17 protein-coding genes are annotated in these 21,224 nt (G+C 39.0%); 4 read left to right on the top strand and 13 right to left on the bottom strand.

What is annotated here, in order from left to right; genetic code table 11:
* Positions 1-64 precede the first annotated feature (64 nt).
* The gene (locus H7R46_RS05165; protein WP_005067949.1) at positions 65-1,444 is read right to left on the bottom strand and encodes an amino acid permease; all 1,380 of its coding nucleotides are present in this window, start codon (positions 1,442-1,444) and stop codon (positions 65-67) included.
* Between the two features lie 141 nt (positions 1,445-1,585).
* Positions 1,586-3,307 carry an alpha-keto acid decarboxylase family protein gene (locus H7R46_RS05160; RefSeq protein ID WP_005067948.1) on the bottom strand — a complete coding sequence of 574 codons (1,722 nt, stop codon included), beginning with the start codon at positions 3,305-3,307 and terminating at the stop codon, positions 1,586-1,588.
* Positions 3,308-3,441: 134 nt separating this feature from the next.
* Between H7R46_RS05160 and H7R46_RS05155 the strand changes: the two genes are divergently transcribed.
* Positions 3,442-3,927 (top strand): Lrp/AsnC family transcriptional regulator, encoded by a 486-nt coding sequence (locus tag H7R46_RS05155; protein ID WP_004700117.1) that lies wholly within the window; start codon positions 3,442-3,444, stop codon positions 3,925-3,927.
* A 71-nt stretch (positions 3,928-3,998) separates the two neighbouring features.
* Here the strand turns inward: H7R46_RS05155 and H7R46_RS05150 are convergent, their stop codons facing one another.
* The 3 genes from H7R46_RS05150 to H7R46_RS05140 all read right to left on the bottom strand — a co-directional run bounded on the left by H7R46_RS05150 (position 3,999) and on the right by H7R46_RS05140 (position 8,625).
* A complete protein-coding gene (locus H7R46_RS05150; protein ID WP_005067947.1) occupies positions 3,999-5,429 on the bottom strand; it encodes an aldehyde dehydrogenase family protein in 1,431 nt (476 codons plus the stop codon).
* 287 nt (positions 5,430-5,716) lie between these two features.
* A complete protein-coding gene (locus H7R46_RS05145; protein ID WP_005067945.1) occupies positions 5,717-7,249 on the bottom strand; it encodes a pyridoxal phosphate-dependent decarboxylase family protein in 1,533 nt (510 codons plus the stop codon).
* 2 nt (positions 7,250-7,251) lie between these two features.
* The gene (locus H7R46_RS05140; protein ID WP_002118718.1) at positions 7,252-8,625 is read right to left on the bottom strand and encodes a diaminobutyrate--2-oxoglutarate transaminase; all 1,374 of its coding nucleotides are present in this window, start codon (positions 8,623-8,625) and stop codon (positions 7,252-7,254) included.
* A 467-nt stretch (positions 8,626-9,092) separates the two neighbouring features.
* On the opposite strand from H7R46_RS05140, the gene H7R46_RS05135 reads away from it, so the two are divergent.
* Positions 9,093-9,794: an SIMPL domain-containing protein gene (locus H7R46_RS05135; protein ID WP_005067944.1), complete on the top strand. Its 702-nt coding sequence runs from the start codon at positions 9,093-9,095 to the stop codon at positions 9,792-9,794.
* A 47-nt stretch (positions 9,795-9,841) separates the two neighbouring features.
* On the opposite strand, the gene H7R46_RS05130 is transcribed toward H7R46_RS05135, so the two are convergent.
* A complete protein-coding gene (locus H7R46_RS05130; protein ID WP_002118415.1) occupies positions 9,842-10,936 on the bottom strand; it encodes a fatty acid desaturase family protein in 1,095 nt (364 codons plus the stop codon).
* A 12-nt stretch (positions 10,937-10,948) separates the two neighbouring features.
* On the bottom strand, positions 10,949-12,019 hold the full coding sequence (locus H7R46_RS05125) for a ferredoxin reductase (protein ID WP_032012348.1): 1,071 nt from the start codon (positions 12,017-12,019) through the stop codon (positions 10,949-10,951).
* A gap of 140 nt (positions 12,020-12,159) precedes the next feature.
* Here H7R46_RS05125 and fabR point away from each other — a divergent pair, with 140 nt between their 5' ends.
* Together fabR and H7R46_RS05115 are read left to right on the top strand one after the other, a co-directional pair.
* On the top strand, positions 12,160-12,855 hold the full coding sequence (gene fabR / locus H7R46_RS05120) for an HTH-type transcriptional repressor FabR (RefSeq protein WP_002118668.1): 696 nt from the start codon (positions 12,160-12,162) through the stop codon (positions 12,853-12,855).
* Positions 12,856-13,021: 166 nt separating this feature from the next.
* Positions 13,022-14,038: an AI-2E family transporter gene (locus tag H7R46_RS05115; protein ID WP_005067939.1), complete on the top strand. Its 1,017-nt coding sequence runs from the start codon at positions 13,022-13,024 to the stop codon at positions 14,036-14,038.
* Between the two features lie 56 nt (positions 14,039-14,094).
* Here the strand turns inward: H7R46_RS05115 and rapA are convergent, their stop codons facing one another.
* From rapA to H7R46_RS05085, 6 genes are all read right to left on the bottom strand, one after another.
* Complete coding sequence (rapA, locus tag H7R46_RS05110) at positions 14,095-16,932, bottom strand: RNA polymerase-associated protein RapA (RefSeq protein ID WP_005067938.1); 2,838 nt, start codon at positions 16,930-16,932, stop codon at positions 14,095-14,097.
* A 144-nt stretch (positions 16,933-17,076) separates the two neighbouring features.
* A complete protein-coding gene (locus H7R46_RS05105; protein WP_005067937.1) occupies positions 17,077-17,715 on the bottom strand; it encodes an RluA family pseudouridine synthase in 639 nt (212 codons plus the stop codon).
* 132 nt (positions 17,716-17,847) lie between these two features.
* A complete protein-coding gene (locus H7R46_RS05100; RefSeq protein WP_005067935.1) occupies positions 17,848-18,552 on the bottom strand; it encodes an isochorismatase in 705 nt (234 codons plus the stop codon).
* Between the two features lie 62 nt (positions 18,553-18,614).
* Positions 18,615-19,913, bottom strand: a complete 1,299-nt coding sequence (hemL, locus tag H7R46_RS05095; protein WP_005067933.1) for a glutamate-1-semialdehyde 2,1-aminomutase — start codon at positions 19,911-19,913, stop codon at positions 18,615-18,617.
* A 42-nt stretch (positions 19,914-19,955) separates the two neighbouring features.
* Complete coding sequence (gene thiE / locus H7R46_RS05090) at positions 19,956-20,567, bottom strand: thiamine phosphate synthase (protein ID WP_005067932.1); 612 nt, start codon at positions 20,565-20,567, stop codon at positions 19,956-19,958.
* Positions 20,568-20,682: 115 nt separating this feature from the next.
* Positions 20,683-21,066 (bottom strand): DUF962 domain-containing protein, encoded by a 384-nt coding sequence (locus H7R46_RS05085; protein ID WP_080631066.1) that lies wholly within the window; start codon positions 21,064-21,066, stop codon positions 20,683-20,685.
* Positions 21,067-21,224: the final 158 nt, after the last annotated feature.

The raw sequence follows: 21,224 nt of genomic DNA, 5'->3' as shown, positions 1-21,224 counted from the left end.
ACAAAAGATAAAGGGTTACCGACCCTAAGGCTGATAACCGCAATATCATTGTCAATTTAGAGGATTAATTCGATTGTACTTCTGGCAGAACAACCATTTTTTTACGATATTTTAAGAAGTACATCACAGCTAAAACAGCAAGCCAGATTGGCCCTAAAATAACTGCCAATCTCATATCTGGAGTCATTGCCATAATAATAAGAATAAAGCATACAAAGCTAATGGTTAAATAATTACTCCAAGGACTCATAATACTTTGGAACTTAGTTTGGCGTCTTTGCAATTTCATTGCTTTAGTAAATTTCAAATGCGTCACTGAAATCATGAGCCAGTTAATAACAAGTGCAGCCACAACTAACATCATAAATAGCTGAAAAGCTTGACCAGGAATCAGATAATTCACGACCACACATATTGCTGTGATAGATGCAGAAACAACTGCTGCTGGAACCGGAATACCGCGACTATTTACTTTTTTCAAAATTGCAGGAGCATTACCCTGCTCTGCCAAACCATGCAACATCCGGCTATTACAATAGATACAGCTGTTATAAACTGAAATAGCAGCAATCAAGACCACAAAGTTCAGAACGTTCGCAACACCGTTACTATTGAGTGACTGGAAAATCATAACAAATGGACTGCCGCCTTCTGCCACCATGTTCCATGGATAAAGACATAAAAGGATACCGATCGCACCGATATAAAAAATTAAAATACGGTACACAATCTGATTTACTGCTTTAGGAATAGTCGTTTCAGGTTTCTTCGTTTCAGCTGCTGCAATACCAATTAATTCCAATCCGCCAAATGCAAACATAATGACAGCTAAAGCCATGACAAAACCGTGAATCCCGTGCGGGAAGAAACCACCGTGTTGCCATAAATTTGCAACACCCGCTTGCGGACCTGCTGAGCCTGAAAGTAAAAGATAAGCACCGAAACCAATCATGCTTAAAATCGCAACAATTTTAATGCAGGAAAATAAGAACTCGGATTCCCCAAAAAAGCGGACATTTACCAAGTTAATGCCGTTAATTAAAATAAAGAAAAATAAAGCAGTCAGCCATGTCGGAATTTCAGGCCACCAAAACTGCATAAATGTCCCAATCGCACTCAATTCAGCCATACTGACGAGTACATACAATACCCAATAGTTCCAGCCAGACATAAAACCCGCCATTTTGCCCCAATACTTGTTCGCAAAATAACTAAAAGAACCACTGACCGGCTCTTCAACAACCATTTCACCTAAATGGCGCATAATTAAAAAGGCAATAATTCCTGCAATTGCATATCCTAATAAAATTGAAGGACCAGCCAATTTAATTGTTTGTGAAAGACCTAAGAATAATCCTGTACCAATCGCCCCTCCGAGTGCGATGAGTTGAATATGCCGATTGGATAAGCCTTGTTTTAACTCGTGCTTATTGTTTGCATCCATAACATTATCTCCAATGTTGGTGTCACTTCCTGTACACCTTTATTCAGCACCACATCCGAAGATCAGGAACCGATCTTCGGACATAAGTTTGCTGTAATGTGAGTCCATTTAATTTTTGAGAAGACTTGTCCTGTCTTCTATTTAAAAAGAGATTGCATCCTTACATCTAATCGGTTGGGAACGCTCCTTTAAAATTTCGTAACCGCGATCACCGTAGTCAAAACGAGCAATCACAGAAGCAAATTTTTTCAAACTTACCGGCGCATCCATTGCTGGTAGTTTTAATTCAATGAAAGTTAACTGATCATTTTGCTGAACGTTGTCTAAAACACTCTTAAGCTGTCCAGCGGTTTCAACAACATAAGTTGTATGGCCTTTTTTTCCGTTAAATACCGCAGGAATTTCAGTGTATTTCCAGTTTTGCACGTCGTTATAGGCCGCGTTTTCACCCATAATTAGGCGCTCAATGGTGTAGCCGCCATTGTTCAGCAAGAAAATGATTGGTTTTAAACCGTGACGGATAATCGTAGAAAGCTCTTGTACCGTAAGCTGGAATGAACCATCACCAATAAATAGAATTTGACGACGCTCAGGAGCAGCCAACAAACTACCAAGCAAAGCCGGTAAGGTGTAACCAATAGAACCCCAAAGCGGCTGAGCAATATATTTAGCTGTGGCAGGAAGTTTGATACCTGACAAAGCAGAGTTTGATGTTCCTACTTCACCAATAATCACATCATCTTCTTTTAAAAACCCTGAAATGTAGTTCCAAAGCACATCTTGGCTTAACTTTTGTTGAGCTGGAGCTTCAATTACTTTCTGAGGTTGTTTTTCAAGAAGAGGTGTTGTTGATTTACGTGGAGCAACTTTTTTATTTAACTCGACAAGTAATTGTCCAATTTCAATACCCGGAAAATCCTGACCAAAAATATTTAGGCCATAAGATTTAATTTCGATGTAGTTCTTGGTCTCAATTTGATGAGTAAATACAGCTGAGCCTACATCGGTAAAGCGTGCGCCAATACCAATTAAACAGTCAGATTGCTCAATGATATTTTTTACATGAGGTTGGCTTGCCCCACCCACATAAGTTCCAATGTAACGAGGTGAGCCTTCATCCATAATATTTTTTGCAGTATTCATACCTGCAAATGGAATTGAGCATTTTTGAGATAAATCATTTAAAAGTGAAGTTACACCAAAAACTGAAGCTTCATTATCAATAAGAAGTGCAGGACTTTGAGCATTCTCAATAATGTCACAGAGTTTGCTTACCACAGTTTGTAATAATTCAGGTTCAACAGCTGGGTAGCTTAAGTCAAGCGGACGCTCAGATACTTCAATTTTAACGTGAGTAATATCGCCTGGTAGTTGAATGTGTACAGGACGGCGTTCAAGGAAACACTGGCGTAATACACGGTCAATTTCAAAAGCTGCATTTGCTGGAGTTAAACGTGTTTGGGCAACTGTGAACTCTTTCATACAGTTCATAATATTGTCGTAGTTGCCATCGACAAGCGTGTGGTGTATTAGTGTGCCCTTTTGAACCGCATGTAAAGGCGGAATACCTGAGATATGAATAAGAGGTACATTTTCTGCATAAGCGCCTGCAATACCATTAATCGCACTTAAGTCACCTACACCATAAGTGGTTGCCAAGGCAGAAAAACCGTTAATTCGTGCATAGCCATCTGCTGCATAGGCAGCATTTAATTCATTACAATTTCCAATAAATTCGAGTTGTGGGTCTGCTTCAACTTGTTCTAGATATGAGAGGTTAAAATCACCAGGTACACCAAAGAGATGTTGGATACCCATTTGTTTTAAACGAAGATTTAAAAAGTCACCGATTTCTATGAACATTGCTCTATATCCTTTGAGACCAATTTTTATTCCATAGAAAAATAATATTTCATCTATCTTTTAGATTTCGTGCATAATGAAAACGCATTTTAATAAAAATACATGATTTGTGTATCATAAAAGGATTTTATGCAATGGATAAGTTCGACTGGCAAATCATTCAGGCACTACAAAAGAATGGACGGCTCACCAATCAGGAAATAGGAGATTTAATTGGTTTATCTGCTTCACAATGTTCAAGAAGAAGGCAGCTACTTGAGCAAAAAGGTATTATTCTAGGATACACTGCACGCATCCAGCAGCAGGCGCTAGGATTGGAAGTTACAGCAATGATTCATATTAATTTAAGGACACACGAGGCAAAATCACAGCAGGCTTTTCAAGAGCTCATTGAAGCTGAAGACAACATTCAGGATGCATTCTCAATTAGTGGTGATGCTGATTTTATTTTAAAAGTCGTTGCTGAAAATTTAGAACAGCTTTCTCAATTTGTGACTGAAAGATTGCTTTCTTATAATTTTATTGGCCATATAAAGTCTTACATTGTTCTTAAAAAAATTAAAGAACAGAATCATTTTTTAATCAAACCTAAAAGCATGAGCTACCATCACTCCCAATAAGCAAGCGAAGCTTTTCTTCCATATAGATAAAAATAAAAAGGCGGATACTAGATCCGCCTTAAAGTTAATATTTAGACTTTACTAATATGAACTGTTTGCCCAATCGTATTTTCAAGCAAGCCCTCCAGACCAAATTCAGCACCTAGGCCAGACATTTTCCAGCCACCAAAAGGCGCATGAGGAAGAACTTCTGCATGGGTATTAATCCAAACAGTTCCACATTGAAGCTGACTAGCGTAAGTCTGAGCGGTTTTAATATCAGAAGACCAAATTGAGCCACCTAAACCAAACTCACTATCATTGGCACGAGCAATAGCATCGTTGATATCGGTATATTTTAAAACAGGTAACACAGGGCCAAATTGCTCCTCTTGCACCACGCGGCAAGAATCAGAAATTTCAGTCAAAATAGTTGGTGCAATAAAGTAGCCCTGCTCTGGTAACTGCTGTTGCCCAGAAAGTGCTTTTGCCCCTTGAGAAATGGCATCGGCAATAAGTGCTTTCACTTTGTTATATTGCATTTGGTTTTGTACTGGACCAAATGTTGTAGAAGACGTCATTCCGTCACCCACAACTTGAGCATTGGCAATATCAGCTAACTTTTGAGATAAAGCTTCATATTGGCTTTCATGCACGTATAAGCGCTTTAAGGCTGCACATGTTTGACCAGCGTTCAAGAACGCCATATTAAAAATCTTAGCTGCAATTTCATCAATATTTGCATCTGGTAATACAATACCAGCGTCATTACCCCCAAGTTCTAAAGTTAAGTGTTTTAGCTGCTGAGCTGCACCAGCCATAATGTGTTGACCAGTTCGCGTTGATCCCGTAAACACGACTTTTTGCACATCTGGATGAGAAGATAATGCTTCACCAATCTCACCAGCACCAACTAAAATTGAAATTACGCCAGCAGGAACTTCTTGCTGAATGATTTCACATAAACGCAAAGTTGAGAGTGGCGTGTATTCAGAAGGTTTGCTAATCACAACGTTACCCGCTCGTAAGGCAGGCATGATGTGCCAAACCGCAATCATCAGTGGCCAGTTCCAAGGAGTAATTGAAGCCACTACACCCAATGGTTGGCGATGGCGCTCAATACGCTTGGTTTCACTGTCTTCAATTACTTCTACGGGTAAATCCATAGTAGCCGCGTAACGCGTCCAGCCAATTGCGCCCTGCACTTCCATTTGAGCAAGTGCCAGTGGCTTACCCTGTTCAAGCACAACCAACTCTGCAAGCATTTCAGCGTGCTTTTCAATGCCATCTGCAATCTTGTTCAAGATTGACTTACGCTCTTCGTGTGAAACTTGTTGCCAAGCTTTAGATGCTTGTTTAGCAGCACTCACAGCCTGATTTACTTGCGCAACCGATGCTTTTGTACAACGTGCAGCAGTTAAACCTGTAGCGGGGTTAAGAATTTCTAGCTCGCCTTGCTCACCTGAACAAAGTTGACCGCCAATAATGAGTTTAAATTCATTGAGCATATTCGCTTGTTGCATTTCTTCTTCCTTGTCTTAATTGTAATTACAGCCACTTACTTTTTTTCAGTTAAAGCGGGATTATTTAAAGTAAGTACGATATTGATATATCAATGTGACCAAAAATATTGGGGACATACCAATACAATAAGAAATTTGTTCCCCATAAATCATGCATAATTATTTTTGTTTTGTGAAAATATGCATGATTTGTGCATGTATTCTTTTCTTCATACACAATTCAAATAAAAACAATCTGCAATAAAAAAGCCCGGTAATAAACCGAGCTTTTTTTGTTATCAACTCAATTAGTCGATTGGTGGTACATAGTTACCAGAAGCAATTGCATCTTTAATACGGTCAGCTTCAGCCAATACTTGACCTAAAAGGTTTTTAACGTTTTCGAATGTCACAACAGGGCTTAATGTTGTCATTTTCAATGACTGTACATTACCAACTTTTGTTACACCGATATTTGCCTCACCACGTGCAAACAATTCGTCTGCTACGTTTTGGTTCAAGCTATCGATAAACTCAGCTGGGTAGCCTTGTGGAACAACGCGGAACAATACCGAAGCAAACTGTGGTTCAACTAAAAGTTCTAAACCGTCAGTTGCCTTGATGTAATCTGCAACTTCACGAGTCAGTTTTACACCATGGTCAATCATTGAACCATAAAGTTCTTCACCTAGTGATTCGATTGTCATCCACAATTTCAATGCATCAAAACGACGAGTCGTTTGTAACGACTTAGACACAAGGTTTGGTACACCATGCTCTTCGTCATAAGCAGAGTTCAAGTATTCAGCTTCGTAGTGCATGAAACGATAGTTCGCTTCATCTTTCAACAAGAACGCGCCACAGCTAATGCTTTGGAAATAATGCTTATGGAAGTCGAGAGTAATTGAGTCAGACAACTCAATACCATCAAGCATTGCACGATAGTCATTTGACAGAATTAATGCACCGCCCCATGCCGCATCGATATGCATCCATGAACCATATTTATTGGTAATTTCACGGATTTCCTTCAATGGGTCAATTGCACCGGCATCAGTCGTACCTGCTGTCGCAACGACACAAGCAACAACTTTACCTTCAGACTGAAGATACGCCATCGTTTTTTCGAGAGCATCTACATCCATCTGTGCATTTTCATTCACAGGAACAGTCACAACTGACTGGAAACCCATGCCCATCATTGCCATGTTCTTTTGCACAGAAAAATGTGCATTTTCAGAACAAATGACTTTGACATTTTTCATTGCATCGGCAGGAATACCATCACGCTGTACAGACCATGGGTTACCATTTTCGTCTTTCCAGTTTTTCGAGATGCACCAGTCACGAGCAAGTAACACACCCATCAAGTTAGATTGAGTACCGCCAGAAGTGAAAACACCAGCCTGACCAGAACCATAACCTACTTTTTGACGCAACCAATCAATGAGCTGAACTTCCATTAATGAACCTGCCGGGCTTTGATCCCATGAGTCCATAGATTGGTTAGTTGCATTGATTAACACTTCCGCAATCTGGCTCATCACCATGGTTGGGCAGTGTAAATGTGCTAATGAATGTGGATGATGTACTTTCAAGCTTTTATTCAAGAAAAGCTCAATCATACGTTGAAGAGATTCTTGTACACCCATACCTTCTTTTGAAGGTTGGAAAGAAATTGCTGAACGCAATTCTTTAATGCTACCACCAGTGTACATCTTTTCGTTTTGCAACCATGCTGAAACGGCTTTTACCGCTTCGCCCATTGCTGACTCATAGTCAGCAATGGATTGTGCATCATTGCAGAGTAACGCTTTACGATGTTCTGCAAAATCCACCATACTTATGCGCCTCGTACTGCAACCAATGCTTCTGCAATTGCTTTCTTAAAGCGAGCAACTACTTCAACACACTCGTCTTGAGTGATGATAAGCGGGCAAAGTAAACGAATTACTGTACCGTTACGACCACCTTTTTCAAGCAATAATTTATTGTTGAAACAAGCAGTTTGAATTGCAGCAGCTAATTGTGAGTCAGCAGGATGCGAACCAATACGATCAGCTGGTTTACGCTCGTCAACGATCTCAACACCGATCATTAAACCGCGACCACGTACGTTACCGATACATGGGAATTCTTGAGCTAATTTTTTAAATTCAGCTTGTAAGAAGTCACCACGCTCTTGCGCATTTTGAGCAAGATTTTGTTCGCTAATCGTTTTTAATACGACAAGACCAGTACCCATAGCAAGTTGGTTACCACGGAAAGTACCCGTGTGACCAGCAGGCTGCCAAGCATCAAATTTACGTTTAATACCTAATACTGCAAGTGGTAAACCACCACCTACTGCTTTAGACATTACAACAACATCAGGTTCAATACCTGCATGTTCAAATGCAAACATTTTGCCTGAACGTGCAAAGCCAGCTTGAACTTCGTCTAAAATTAAAACGATGTTGTGCTTTTCAGTCACTTCACGGATTTTTTGCAACCATTTTACTGGAGCTGTAACTACGCCGCCTTCACCTTGAATCGCTTCAAGAATCACAGCAGCCGGTTTTGTTACACCGCTTTCTACATCTTCAATAAAGTTTTCAAAGTAGTAAGTTAAAGCGTCAACACCAGCTTCACCACCTAAACCAAGTGGGCAGCGGTATTCATGCGGATATGGCATGAATTGTACGCCTGGCATTAAACCGTTAACTGCATTTTTTGCACTTAGGTTACCAGTCATAGCAAGCGCACCATGGGTCATACCATGATAACCGCCTGAGAAACTGATCACTGAACTACGGCCAGTGTAAGTCTTAGCAAGTTTAATTGCTGCTTCAGTTGCGTCTGCACCAGCAGGACCACAGAACTGCAAGCAATATTCTTCTTTACCACCAGGTAAATATGCTAACAATGCTTCAGTGAATGCATCTTTTAAAGGTGTGGTTAAGTCTAAAGTATGCAATGGCAAACCACTTGCCAATGTATCTTGAATACTTTGAATCACCGCAGGATGATTATGACCTAAAGCCAATGTACCTGCCCCAGCTAAACAATCAAGGTACTGTGTACCTTCAACATCAGTAACCCAGCATCCTTGTGCTTTCGCTATCGCTAACGGTAATTTACGTGGATAGCTACGAACATTTGATTCCATTTGACTTTGGCGAGTCAAATAATATTCGTTAGTAGCATTAGTGGCAGGGTTAACGGAAGTAACGCTCATATCGGATTACCATCTCTGATAGGGGTAGAAAGAAATAAGTCTGGTGACGATTGGTCCTTTGACTCGGTGCTTTATAGAACTAGTAAAGACACTTATTTTATATCTTGTAACTAGGAGCGCGATGATACCTAATTTTACAAGAAAAAAAACGTCTTTTATGTACTTTACTCATCTAATCTTATTGAAAAAATGTATCATCCCAATAGTTATGATGAATTATCATCATACTATGTGACAACCTAAAGAAAATATTCTTTTTTTATATTACTTTGATTTTTTAAGTTACATTGAAACACTTTAATTTTAAGCTTTTAATTTTTAAAGACTTTATATTTACCAAAATTTAAAAAAACCTGATCTGAATATTACAAATACGCCACAAAATCTGCAAAAGTTATGCATAAGTTATGTTTAACATTTCCTAATGAAAAAAATTAAATTTATATTAATTTTTAAAGGAAAAATTTATGCGTACTTTAGCCGTATCCACCCTTCTTTTAGGTTCTCTCCTTAGCCCTTTAGTTTTTGCTCAGGATGACAATGCTTTGAACTACAATATTGTAAATGTACAAGCGGAAGCTTCTCGCCAAGTTTCTAATGATGAAATGCATGCAACTTTATATATTGAAAAAAGTAACAAACAACCAGCCGAGCTTTCAAACCAAATCAATCAGCTGATGAATCAGGCACTTAATGTTTCTCGTAAATATCCACAAGTAAAAGTGGAAACTGGTGCTCAAAGCACTTATCCAATTTACGATAACGATAGCAATAAGTTAAAAGAATGGCGTGGCCGCGCTGAAATCCGTCTTGAAAGTAAAGACTTTAAAGCTGCTAGCCAGTTAGTAAACGAATTACAGCAAAACTTCCAAACTCAATCGATTAATTTTACGGTTTCTGATGAACAACGTAAAAAAGTTGAAAATGAGTTAATGGTAGAAGCATCTAAAAACTTCCAACAACGTGCTCAAATGTTGACCCAAGCTTGGAATAAAAACCAATATACTTTGGTCACTCTAAACCTGAACACAAATAACTATTTCCCACAACCTGTAATGCGTACCAGCATGGCTAAATTTGCTATGGCCGAAGCTGCACCAGCTCAAGATATGGCAGCTGGTGAGTCTAAAATTACTGTAAATGCAAACGGTTCAATTCAGTTTAAATAATTTGTTTCTCTAAAAAAAGCCCTGAACTCATCAGGGCTTTTTTTGACTTATTTTTTAAAAGGTAAAGCATATTTAAAGATACGGCCTACCACCTGTCCAAACTGTTTAGCCAGACTTGCGTTGTTATAATTTAGACCATATTTTTTACATACAGCTTCAACTTTTGGAGCCATTTGGCGATAACGACGCGCTGGAATATCAGGGAATAAATGGTGCTCAATCTGATGGCTCAAATGTCCGCTTAAAATATGTAATGCTTCTGAACCTTTCAAGTTAGAAGAACCACGAATCTGGCGCATATACCAGTGACCACGGCTTTCTTCTTGTAAAACAGACTTTGGAAATACTTCCGCATCTTTTGTGAAGTGACCACAAAAAATAATCGTAAATGTCCAGATATTACGAAGACCATTTGCAACCAAATTACCAGTGAATACAGGTAAAGCTGCTGGACCTGCAATTAAAGGGAAGAAAACATAGTCTTTAAAAAGTTGTTTTCCAATCTTTTTATTAACAGGTTTTAACTCTTCCAAGAATTTTGCCATGCTCTTACGTTTATAAAGGACACGTCCAATTTCAAGATTCTGAATAGCTACGCCCCATTGGAACAATAAACAGAATGGGATGCTATAAACAGGTTGAAGTAAGAAACCCGGCTTCCAGCGTTGCTCTGGGAATAAACGAAGTAAACCGTAACCGATGTCATCATCAATACCTTTAATGTTGGTATAGGTGTGATGTTTATAGTTATGAGTTTGGCGCCAGTTATCAGAAGTACCGACAGTATCCCACTCGTAAGTTTGACCATTAAATTTAGGATCGTTCATCCAGTCATATTGACCGTGCATCACGTTATGACCGAGTTCCATGTTTTCCATAATTTTAGAGAAGCCTAACAGACCTGTTCCTAAAATCCATGCTGGTGGGAACCAACCTGCAAACAAACATGCACGACCTAAAAAGCTACTATAACGAATTGCAGCATAAACACGGCGGATATATTTAGCGTCTTTCTCACCCAAATCATCCAATACTTCTTGCTTGATCTGATCGAGCTCTTTTGCAAATGCATCAAGTTCTGCTGGAGTCAAATCTCGATTTTTAGGATTTTTAAAATATTCGACTTTCACTGGCATATTCATAAGAGTTCTCTCTTAAAGATCAATAACTAGATCGGATTTTGCTGAGTTCACACAAATTTTGAGTAATTGGCTTGGTTCAGTGTTTTCACTACCGTTAAGTAAATTACGTGTTGAACCTTGTGATTTATTACAAACACATTTATTACAAATTCCCATACGGCAACCATGAGTTGGTTTAAGGCCTTCATGTTCAAGGCTAACCAGAATTGACTGGCCTTTAGGAATTGCAATTACCTTATTAGACTGGGTTAATGTGACATTCACATAACCAATATCATCAGCAGAGCTTTCATTTGTTAAGCTAAATGCTTCTGTTAAAACGGCTGGAGCTTTTTCAAAAAGTTGCTCAACAGTCGCCACAAAACCAGAAGGTCCACACGCATAAATTGTGCTGTTTTCGATATCATCAACTAATGCTAAATGCTCTGCATTTAAACGCTCATCATTTGGGGTTTCTTGTGTATAGAAAACCCGATAATTAAAGTTCGGATATTGCTGCGCAACTTTTTCAAAGTATTCAACAAAAGCCGCATCTGAACGTTGTTTTACCCAATATAAAAGTTGTACCTGAACTTTATCTAACTGCTGGCTTTGTTTAATCGCAGTAATTAGGCTCAACATTGGGGTAATACCACTACCCGCAGCCAACATAATTAAATTCGATGTTTTGATGTTTTGTTGCATGTCACCATAAGGTTGACCAAGCTCAAAAACATCACCGATTTGGCTTTCAGAAATAAACCAGTTACTAACAATACCGTCTGCAACTTTTTTTACGGTTAAACGTAAGTGCTGCGCATCTATTTGCGTCAAACTATAAGTACGCTCATAGCGACGACCAGCAATTTCTACAATTACAGGATGATGCTGGCCTGCAACGCCCATTTTCACTAAGCGGTTACATTTTAGCGTCAGGCTCACCATGTCGTGAGCGACAAATTCTTTTTTTACAATTTGAACAAGGCCATGTTTTACAGACCATAAAGGATTAACTTTTTGTAGCCAGAAATTAGCCATTTCTTTATCAAAGATGGCTTGTGTCAATGAATTGAATAGAGAATTTCTCTTTTCGATTGCTTGCATAACTGAAGGCTCTGTCGCTCTTTTTTAATTATTATACACATGTATATATATTTGTATATACACTCGTACTTTTAATTACAATTTCACAAGTTCAGCTTCTAAGGCTATAATCCTGAGAGTTTACAAATATATTGAACAGCATGACCCAATCTTCACTTTCTCAGAACCTGAATGACACACCTCAACAACAAGATGTCATTGAAATTAAAACAGCTACGCGTTCTGTTGGAAGAAAAGCGACAATTACTAAAGAAGAACTTTTTCAGGCCGCTTTAAACCTCATTGGTCCGCAAAAAAGTATTGCTTCATTGAGTTTACGAGAAGTAGCTCGAGAAGCAGGAATTGCGCCAAATAGTTTCTATCGACATTTTAAAGATATTGATGAATTAGCAATTTCTCTAATTGACCGCGCAGGTATCGTTTTACGTAAAATTATCCGTCAGGCTCGCCTACGTGCTTCTTTACAAGAAAGTATTATTCGTAGTTCCGTCGATATTTTCCTTCAACAACTCGATGCCGATGAAGGTAATTTAAGTTTATTACTACGTGAAAGTTTTACAGGTTCTGCTTCTTATAAGGCTGCCGTAGACCGCCAGCTCAACTTTTTTCAGCAAGAGCTACAAGAAGATTTAATTCGTCTTGAACGATTAAATAACAATCACCTGTATCACCCAGACCTTGTTGCAAAAGCAATTACTCAACTTGTGTTTCACATGGGTGCCAAAGTGATTGATTTACCGATTAATCAACGTGCAGAAGTTGCTGAACAAACCATGATTATGATTCGGATGATTTTAGAAGGCGCACGTCATCTAGATGAAGCAAAAATTCGCTAAAATGATCTAATGAATGGCTTGTTGATGAACAGGCCATTTTTACATCTAACTCCTCTATTTTCCAATAAAAATATAATTCACTGATTGAAGCGAATAGCTTGCCAGAGTATAAATAATCATTCTGTTTGCTCTTTCTCCTATATTCCCAACGATCTCAGGGATCCACATGCAAAATTTGAATAATCGTCAAAGTCTGATTGCAAGCTACATTCTTATGGGCATCTTTTTGCTTTCGGTTATCCCATTACATCTATTAGCAAGTTTTTTTGCAGGCTTTCTCATTTATGAAATTATTATTAGTTTAAGTTCGGTTGTAGAACGTTATATTGATGGCCAAAGAGCCCGTATTTTTATTAGTATTTTACTCAGTATCGTCACCATCTCACTTATTGGTTTTTTCATAACGAGTCTGATTAGTTTCGTTGTATACGATCTAAAAGGCGTCGGATTACATAGTATTAATAGCAAAGTTGATCAAACCTTACTTCATTTGCAAGCAGAGATCACAAAATATCTTCCAGGTTATATTCCTGATAGCGTGACAGATCTAAAAGACGAGATCTTTGCATTTATGAAAGATAACGTGACTACTCTAAAAAACACCAGTTCCGATATTTTGCATAACTTCGTGACTATGGTCATGGGATTAATTATTGGTATTTTGGTGGCAATACATGGTTTTCATCGCCGTACGCCTCAGCCTGTTTTTAAGTCACTGCTTATCCAGCGTATTCAAAAATTATCAATTTCATTTAAAAATGTTGTTTTTGCCCAAATAAAAATTTCAGCGATTAACACCCTGCTCTTTATTTTATTCGCCTTTATTTTGTTGCCGCTTTGGGGAGTTCACCTTCCTTTTGCCAAAACATTAACTATTTTGACCTTTATGTTTGGTCTCATTCCAATTTTGGGGAATCTACTTTCAAACACTTTAACGTTTATTGCAGCTCTTACCATTTCCCTAGGACTAGCAGGAGCAGCATTACTTTATCTCGTTTTGGTTCATAAACTTGAATATTTTATTAATGCTAAAATTATTGGGCATAAAATCAATGCAAATGCATGGGAGATTTTATTAGCAATGCTAGTATTTGAGTCAATTTTTGGCTTAGGCGGTTTAATCGCAGCTCCAATTTTTTATGCTTATTTAAAGCTAGAATTAAAAGACGCTGGTCTTATCTAACTCAAAATCGATGTATAAAAAAAGCGCCCTCTCGGCGCTTTTTTTATTTTGGTAAGTTACGGCTTAACCACAACTAACACTTGAATTGCTTCTGGTGTAACAGTTAAACCATCAAGTAAGCTCAAGCCTTCTTTTTGCAGCTTTTGTAAACGTTCAATTTCGTCTTGACGAATACTTGGGTTGAACTGTTTGAGATAAGTTAAACGGTCAATTTCATATTGCCATTTATTGCCATAATGCTCTTTTGCTTGTTGCTGAAGCTGCGGTAAATCAACTTTCGCAATCTCTAACGCTTGTTTATAGCGCTGCTCAATGATATCACGGCGAGCTTTAACTACTTGGCGGCAGCTATTACCATCTAAATGGTGCAAATAAGGTTTTAAAATTGTTGGATCAATCTTTTCAGATAAATCCTGACCATTTTCACTTAACAACACGCGAATGAGCTGTTTCGGTAAACTTGATGGCAAGTTCAAAGATTTAGGTGCAACAACATCTACTTTAAACCAGACTTCAATTAATACTGAGCCCTGCTTTAACGCATTAGATTTAAGTACAGCAACATTGGTACTACCAAATGATTGCGTACGGATCATTTCCATAACACTTTCAATGAATGGATGCTCTAAAGTTAAATATTGAGCATCTTCACGAAGCTGAGCCTGATCGCGATAGAAGGTTGCTGTCATACCTTCTTCGTCTAAAGCCAAACCTTGCACTTGCATTTGGTCGGTTGGTTTAATAATCACCGTACCATTACTTTGCTCATCAAAGTCGATATTGGTTGATGACATGAAACGCTTCACAAACATTGGTAGCGTAGTATTGTCATCATAGTCTTCAAGGGCTTGAACAATTTCTTGTGCCACAATAGGACGACATGAATTATATTCAAGTAAACGATCTCGGCCAGCTTGAAGTTCAGCTTCCAAGGCTTGACGTTGAACATTCACCTCTTCAAGCAAATCTTCAAATGTTTGACCTTGGTCTGCAAGTAAGCAGTCTTTTAACTCAACAATAAAGTTCTCTTGCAGTGTTTGTGCTGTTGGAGAAATATTGCTGAAAATATTAAGTGCTTCGTTATACCAACGGAACATACGCTCTTGAGCTGTTCCCACAAGGTAGGGCACATGAATTTGGATACGGTTTTCTTGACCAATACGGTCTAGACGTCCGATACGTTGCTCTAAAACATCTGGGTTAGCTGGTAGATCAAATAAAATTAGATCACTGGCAAATTGGAAATTACGGCCTTCCGAACCAATTTCCGAACACAGTAGAATCTGCGCACCATAGCTTTCTTCTGCGAAATAAGCAGCTGCTTGGTCACGCTCTAGTAAGCTCATGCCTTCATGGAACATTGCGGTACGAATACCTGCATGCAAACGCAATACATTTTCTAAAGACTCAACCACTGGTCCGCTACGCGCAATTAAAAGCACTTTTTTATGCTTAAGATCTTTGCGTAAAATTTCCATTAACCATGGCACACGCGGATCATTTTGCATCCATGAACCATCAATTTGTGCTTCTTCAGGCCACATCTGCTCACGCAGTTTGCCATCTTTTGACCAATCTTCTGGTGCTGGTAATGGTGCTGGCTGACAATCACGCCCCGGGAAGCCCTGAATAGCTTCACGTGTATTACGGAATAAAATACGTCCAGTACCGTGACGGTCTAATAATTCGTGAATTGCTCTAAAGCGTTGATCAGGCTGGTCTTCAATAGTGTGACCTAACAAACCTTCTAAAGCAGATAAATGCTCTGGCGTTAAAGCTTGATCAGACATGAGTACTTCAGCAATTTTTGCAGTCTGCTGATATTGAGTCTCTTCATCTAAGAAACGCTCTAAACTACTAAAACGCTGTGGATCAAGTAAGCGTAAGCGAGCGAAATGACTTTCTACACCTAATTGTTCAGGTGTTGCAGTGAGTAATAGTACCCCTGCTGTATTTTCAGCGAGCTCTTCAATTAAATCATAGCGATCATTACCGCCTTCTTCTTCGCTCCACATCAAATGATGTGCTTCATCGACTACGAGCAAATCAAAACCAGCTTCTATGGCTTGCTCACGCAAATCATCATGGTCAACCATTAAGTCAACGCTGGCAATAATGCATTGCTCAGTCAAGAACGGATTAAGTTCCGGATCATGTTCTTTAATAGATGCGGTACGTGTTAAATCAAACAGAGAGAATTGCAAGTTAAAACGACGGCGCATTTCAATCATCCACTGATACTGTAGAGAATCAGGGACTAAAATCAGAATTCGTTCTGAACGACCAGTTTTAAGCTGTTGGTGGATAATTAAACCAGCTTCAATTGTTTTACCTAAACCAACTTCATCGGCAAGTAAAACACGAGGTGCAAAACGTTTACCAACTTCATGTGCGATATAAAGCTGATGAGGAATCAAACCAACACGGGCACCGACCATACCACGTAGAGGGCTGGTCTGCATTTGCGCTTGCATCAACATCGCTTCAATACGCAGGTCATACCACTCTTTATAATCAACTTGACTTGCAAGCAAACGATCTAAAGGTTTAGATAATTGAATTTGCGCACCAATACGCGTTTCATTGAGTGCTTTACGCTCTTGCTCGCCATTTTCTAAAGTACGAACAACGTTGTAACGCAAAACGCCATGACGATCTTCAACAGACTCAACGATCCACTTCTGGCCTTCTTGATCTTGAACTTCATCATTCATATTGAAGATGATACGAGATAGTGGCGCATTATTACGTGCATATACACGTGTCTCATCACTTTTGGGGAATAAAATGCTGACAGATCTTTCATCTACATCAATAAGAACACCTAAACCGAGCTCAGTTTCTGTGTCTGATAGCCAACGTTGACCAATAGCATACTGCTGCAATTTTTCCACCTTTCTCTCAAGTTCGCACTACATATTGTACGATGCAAATTAGCTTATTTTTGCATCTTTTTATGTAGTCTTTAAAGCAAAATTTTGAAGCAAAAACCAATTAAATTGCTTTGCTACAAAAAATCACGCATTAAAATTTTTACATTAAAACGGTACAGGACAGTCAAAAGTTAATGTTTCTGCTGTGACAGGATGATTAAAACTTAACTGTTTGGCATGCAAACATAAACGCGGAACAAGTTGCTGCTCCGGTGTTGCATACAGCGTGTCACCTACAATTGGATGCCCAAGATATTGCATGTGTACACGGAGTTGATGAGATCGGCCCGTAATTGGTGTTAATTTCACACGAGTTACAGGCTGTCCCTGAATCTGAAAATGTTCTATGACCTGCCAATGTGTTAAAGCAGGCTTATTGTGAGAAGCGTCGACAATATGTAAAGGTGGTCGGCTTGGGTCATAGATGACAGGAATATCTACAGTCCCCTCACCCTCTAAATGACCTGCGACAAGCGCTTCATATATTTTTGAAGTCTGACGATCTTGAAATTGACGTGCAATTGCACTTTGACCGCGCTTCGATAAACCAAATACTAAAATACCTGAGGTATCTCGGTCTAGACGATGAATGAGCAAGGTTTTAGGCTCAATCGCAACCAACCTTGTCAAAACGCTATCATGTAAATCACCCTTACCAGGAACACTCAAGATGTCCGAAGGTTTATGAATCACCATAAAATCATCATCACGATAGATCAGATGTTCACTTAGAAAATCACTCAAAGTTGTATTCCCAAGGTAAGATGAAAAACAAGCGGGCAATAATAAAAAGCTTACGTCCGAATTACAATGCCGTTCGGGTAAATTAACAGCAGAATTTGCAAATATTATGGATCACTTGAGGTCTATAGTCAGTCAAGGCTTCAATAACTGCATAATATGTTGCAATGTCGGTGCTTGCATTATCTCTTCAGCACTTAAGCTCGCACCATTTGCACGCCATAGATCGACCAGATAATTCACAGCAGACTGATCTAGTCCGTAGTTTCTTAAATCAATTTCAGGATGGATCTCCATAGGATGTCGCCCCACCTGTTCAGCAATTGCCAATAAAATTCCTTTATCTGACAAGATATAAGAGGACGGCGTACTTAAAGACCATAACCGCATTAAGCTCTGCGTATTTAAATGTTTTATATGGTCAAAACTGATCTTTTCAACCCATTGGATATGCTGCTCTAGATTAGCCGCCAAGATCGCATCATTTACAACACTGACCTGATCTGTAATCGATAAAACAAGCTGCATGACTTGTTTAAACAGAGGCGACAAATCACCTGCCATCATAACTTGGGCTTTAGTATTTGATGACAAACGCTGACCAAGCTCCAACATGGTTTGTTGAAGCTGAGATGTCTCAATAAAAATAATTGGAATTTCGAGTGATTGAGCGCGCTTAATCAACAATTCCAAATGATTCGCCAATGGTTGCTCAGACCAATCTGGTCGTAGTTTAAGCTCATTGAGCCCAACCATGAGCAAAATACTTTGCGCTGACTCAATTGACCAATTTGAAGTACTTGCAGCTAATTGGATTTTTCGAGGTAAGGGATAAAACATTGTTCTCTACAAACATAAAAATAGCTCAAATTAAAAAGCCCGTTTAACACGGGCTTTTTTACTTACTTCATTTCAGCGAATGTTTCTTTTGCAGCCTGAATGGTAAATTCAATATCTTCATCAGAATGTGCAGATGAAATAAAGCCTGCTTCAAATGCTGAAGGTGCTAAGTTTACCCCACGCTTTAACATGCCATGGAAGAACTTTTTGAAAGCTTCAATATCACATGCCAACATTGAGTCAAAGCTTGTAATATCTTCTTGGTTAGTAAAATAAAGACCGAACATTGCACCAGCTTGCTGAGTTTTAAATGGAATACCTGCTTCATTAGCTGCAGCTTGTAAGCCTGCAAGTAACTTTTCAAGTTGAGCAGATAATTTGCTGTAAAAGTCTGGTTGGCGTAAATGTTTAAACATTTCGATACCAGCACGCATAGCAAGTGGGTTACCAGATAATGTACCTGCTTGGTACACACCGCCTAAAGGTGCGATGCATTCCATGATTTCACGCTTACCACCAAACGCACCAACTGGTAGGCCTGCACCAATAATTTTACCTAAAGTTGTTAAATCTGGCTTAACGTTATAAACCGATTGCGCACCGCCTAAAGCAACACGGAAGCCTGTCATCACTTCATCAATAATGAATACAGATTTATATTCATCACAAATATCACGAATGGCTTGTAAGAAACCATCAATTGGTTTCACCATATTCATGTTGCCCGCTACAGGTTCAATAATGACGCCCGCAATTTCATGACCAAATTTAGCAAAGCATTCTTTTAATGCAGTAATATCGTTATAAGGTAGTGTTAAAGTGTGTTTAGCAAAATCAACAGGAACACCTTTCGAAGTCGGTTCACCTTCACCTAAAGTCAGTAAGCCCGAACCTGCTTTTACTAAAAGTGAGTCAGAGTGGCCATGATAACAACCTTCAAACTTCACGATTTTGTCACGGCCAGTATAACCACGTGCTAAACGAATAGCAGTCATGGTTGCTTCTGTACCCGAGTTAGTCATACGCACCAATTCAATTGATGGCATGATTTCACAGATAATATCTGCCAGTGTTGTTTCGTGTACGGTTGGTGCACCAAAACTTAAGCCGTCTTCTGCTGCTGTTTGTACAGCCTTAATAATCTCTGGATGAGCATGACCTAAAATCATTGGTCCCCAAGAACCAACATAGTCAACATAACGCTTACCATCCACATCCCATAAATAAGCACCTTTTGCTTTCTCGATGAAAACCGGTGTTCCTCCAACGCCATTAAAGGCACGTACCGGAGAGTTCACACCACCTGGAATGTGTTTGCTGGCTTGTTTAAATAACTGTTCTTGCTTTGGAGATAAACTCATGGAAATGCTCGTCTTAAATATCTAAAAAATAATTTTGAAAGCTTAAGAAAATAATTGTGCCCACGCCTGTACACGGGCAGGAATTTCAGCAGTTGATCGGCCTAATATATCACTAATGACTGCACACAGGTCAGCCCCAGCCTCAATCACAGGTTGTGAGTTTTCAACAGTTAAACCGCCAATCGCACAAATTGGTACATCATATTGAGCTGCTGCTTGCTTAATCACTTCGATACCCACATTACCTGCTTCAGGTTTTGTAGAAGTTGCATAGACTGCACCAAATGCAATATAAGTCGCGCCATCTGCAATTGCTTTTTGCGCAAGTTCTAAAGAATTTAGGCAAGTACGACCAATAATGCCCCCTTCTGGTAATTGTGTTTTTGCATCGGTAATTTCGCCGTCACTTTGCCCTAAATGTACACCTAATCCAAACTGAGCGGCCAGTTTTAAGTCATCATTAATGACAAAAGGAACCTGATATTTTTCACACAATAATTTGATTTGTTCGACTTCTGCGGATTGGTCTGCTTTGTCTATTTTCTTACGGCGGTACTGTAAAATTGCGACCTGACGAGTTGCGAGTGCGGCATCTAGTTTTTCTAATAATAGTTGGATTGGGTCATCATTGGTAATGAGGTATAAACCGCGCATACTCTACTCTCGCTTTAAAAAACTTCGCTAGTATAACGGATTTATAGATCATCATAAGTACCGATTGATATAGGCTTACCAGTACCAATCGGTATATTTAGAATAGATATAAAAATTAACTCGGTATTTTATCGTGCTTACGATCAATCAAACTTAATCGACCAGTCGCTACGTCAGATAGCATTCGCCAATCAGAAATAAAGCTATAGAAAGGCTGTTTAAAACTGGCAGGCTTATTTTTTTCAAACACAAAATGTCCAACCCAAGCATTTGCGTAACCTGCTACCAAACCATAGAGTACATATTTGGCTTGCTTCTTACGGACTGCTTTTGAAAAAAAGTATAGACCAATGCTACTGCCCACCACGTGTAAGCGTCTGCTCATAATGTTACGGTGTTCAGTTAAATAAAAATGATAAAATTCCTGATAGTTTTTAATCGGCAATTCAAACTCTGGCTGAGCTTCATGGCTAAAGTTTACAGGTGCATTCACGATCATCTTCCTGATTTTTATTTGATCAAAACGTCACCTGATTGTACACCTAAATAAAAGTGTAGCGTCATATGTTTGATTGTAACTTTCTCTATCAAAACCATTATTTTTAACGCTAAGCTATTATACTTATTCAAGATAGTCTAAATACCTGATTCAGGGAG

This window comes from Acinetobacter sp. BEC1-S18-ESBL-01 (genome assembly GCF_014169935.1).
GTDB lineage: Bacteria > Pseudomonadota > Gammaproteobacteria > Pseudomonadales > Moraxellaceae > Acinetobacter > Acinetobacter pittii.
This window is presented reverse-complemented; position numbering and strand designations above follow the sequence as displayed.

What these genes read in the sequence shown, in the direction of transcription:
- H7R46_RS05165 (WP_005067949.1), bottom strand. Translation starts at nt 1,444, where the DNA reads ATGGATGCAAACAATAAGCACGAGTTAAAACAAGGCTTATCCAATCGG.
- H7R46_RS05160 (WP_005067948.1), bottom strand. Translation starts at nt 3,307, where the DNA reads ATGTTCATAGAAATCGGTGACTTTTTAAATCTTCGTTTAAAACAAATG.
- H7R46_RS05155 (WP_004700117.1), top strand. Translation starts at nt 3,442, where the DNA reads ATGGATAAGTTCGACTGGCAAATCATTCAGGCACTACAAAAGAATGGA.
- H7R46_RS05150 (WP_005067947.1), bottom strand. Translation starts at nt 5,429, where the DNA reads ATGCAACAAGCGAATATGCTCAATGAATTTAAACTCATTATTGGCGGT.
- H7R46_RS05145 (WP_005067945.1), bottom strand. Translation starts at nt 7,249, where the DNA reads ATGGTGGATTTTGCAGAACATCGTAAAGCGTTACTCTGCAATGATGCA.
- H7R46_RS05140 (WP_002118718.1), bottom strand. Translation starts at nt 8,625, where the DNA reads ATGAGCGTTACTTCCGTTAACCCTGCCACTAATGCTACTAACGAATAT.
- H7R46_RS05135 (WP_005067944.1), top strand. Translation starts at nt 9,093, where the DNA reads ATGCGTACTTTAGCCGTATCCACCCTTCTTTTAGGTTCTCTCCTTAGC.
- H7R46_RS05130 (WP_002118415.1), bottom strand. Translation starts at nt 10,936, where the DNA reads ATGAATATGCCAGTGAAAGTCGAATATTTTAAAAATCCTAAAAATCGA.
- H7R46_RS05125 (WP_032012348.1), bottom strand. Translation starts at nt 12,019, where the DNA reads ATGCAAGCAATCGAAAAGAGAAATTCTCTATTCAATTCATTGACACAA.
- fabR (WP_002118668.1), top strand. Translation starts at nt 12,160, where the DNA reads ATGACCCAATCTTCACTTTCTCAGAACCTGAATGACACACCTCAACAA.
- H7R46_RS05115 (WP_005067939.1), top strand. Translation starts at nt 13,022, where the DNA reads ATGCAAAATTTGAATAATCGTCAAAGTCTGATTGCAAGCTACATTCTT.
- H7R46_RS05100 (WP_005067935.1), bottom strand. Translation starts at nt 18,552, where the DNA reads ATGTTTTATCCCTTACCTCGAAAAATCCAATTAGCTGCAAGTACTTCA.
- hemL (WP_005067933.1), bottom strand. Translation starts at nt 19,913, where the DNA reads ATGAGTTTATCTCCAAAGCAAGAACAGTTATTTAAACAAGCCAGCAAA.
- thiE (WP_005067932.1), bottom strand. Translation starts at nt 20,567, where the DNA reads ATGCGCGGTTTATACCTCATTACCAATGATGACCCAATCCAACTATTA.
- H7R46_RS05085 (WP_080631066.1), bottom strand. Translation starts at nt 21,066, where the DNA reads ATGATCGTGAATGCACCTGTAAACTTTAGCCATGAAGCTCAGCCAGAG.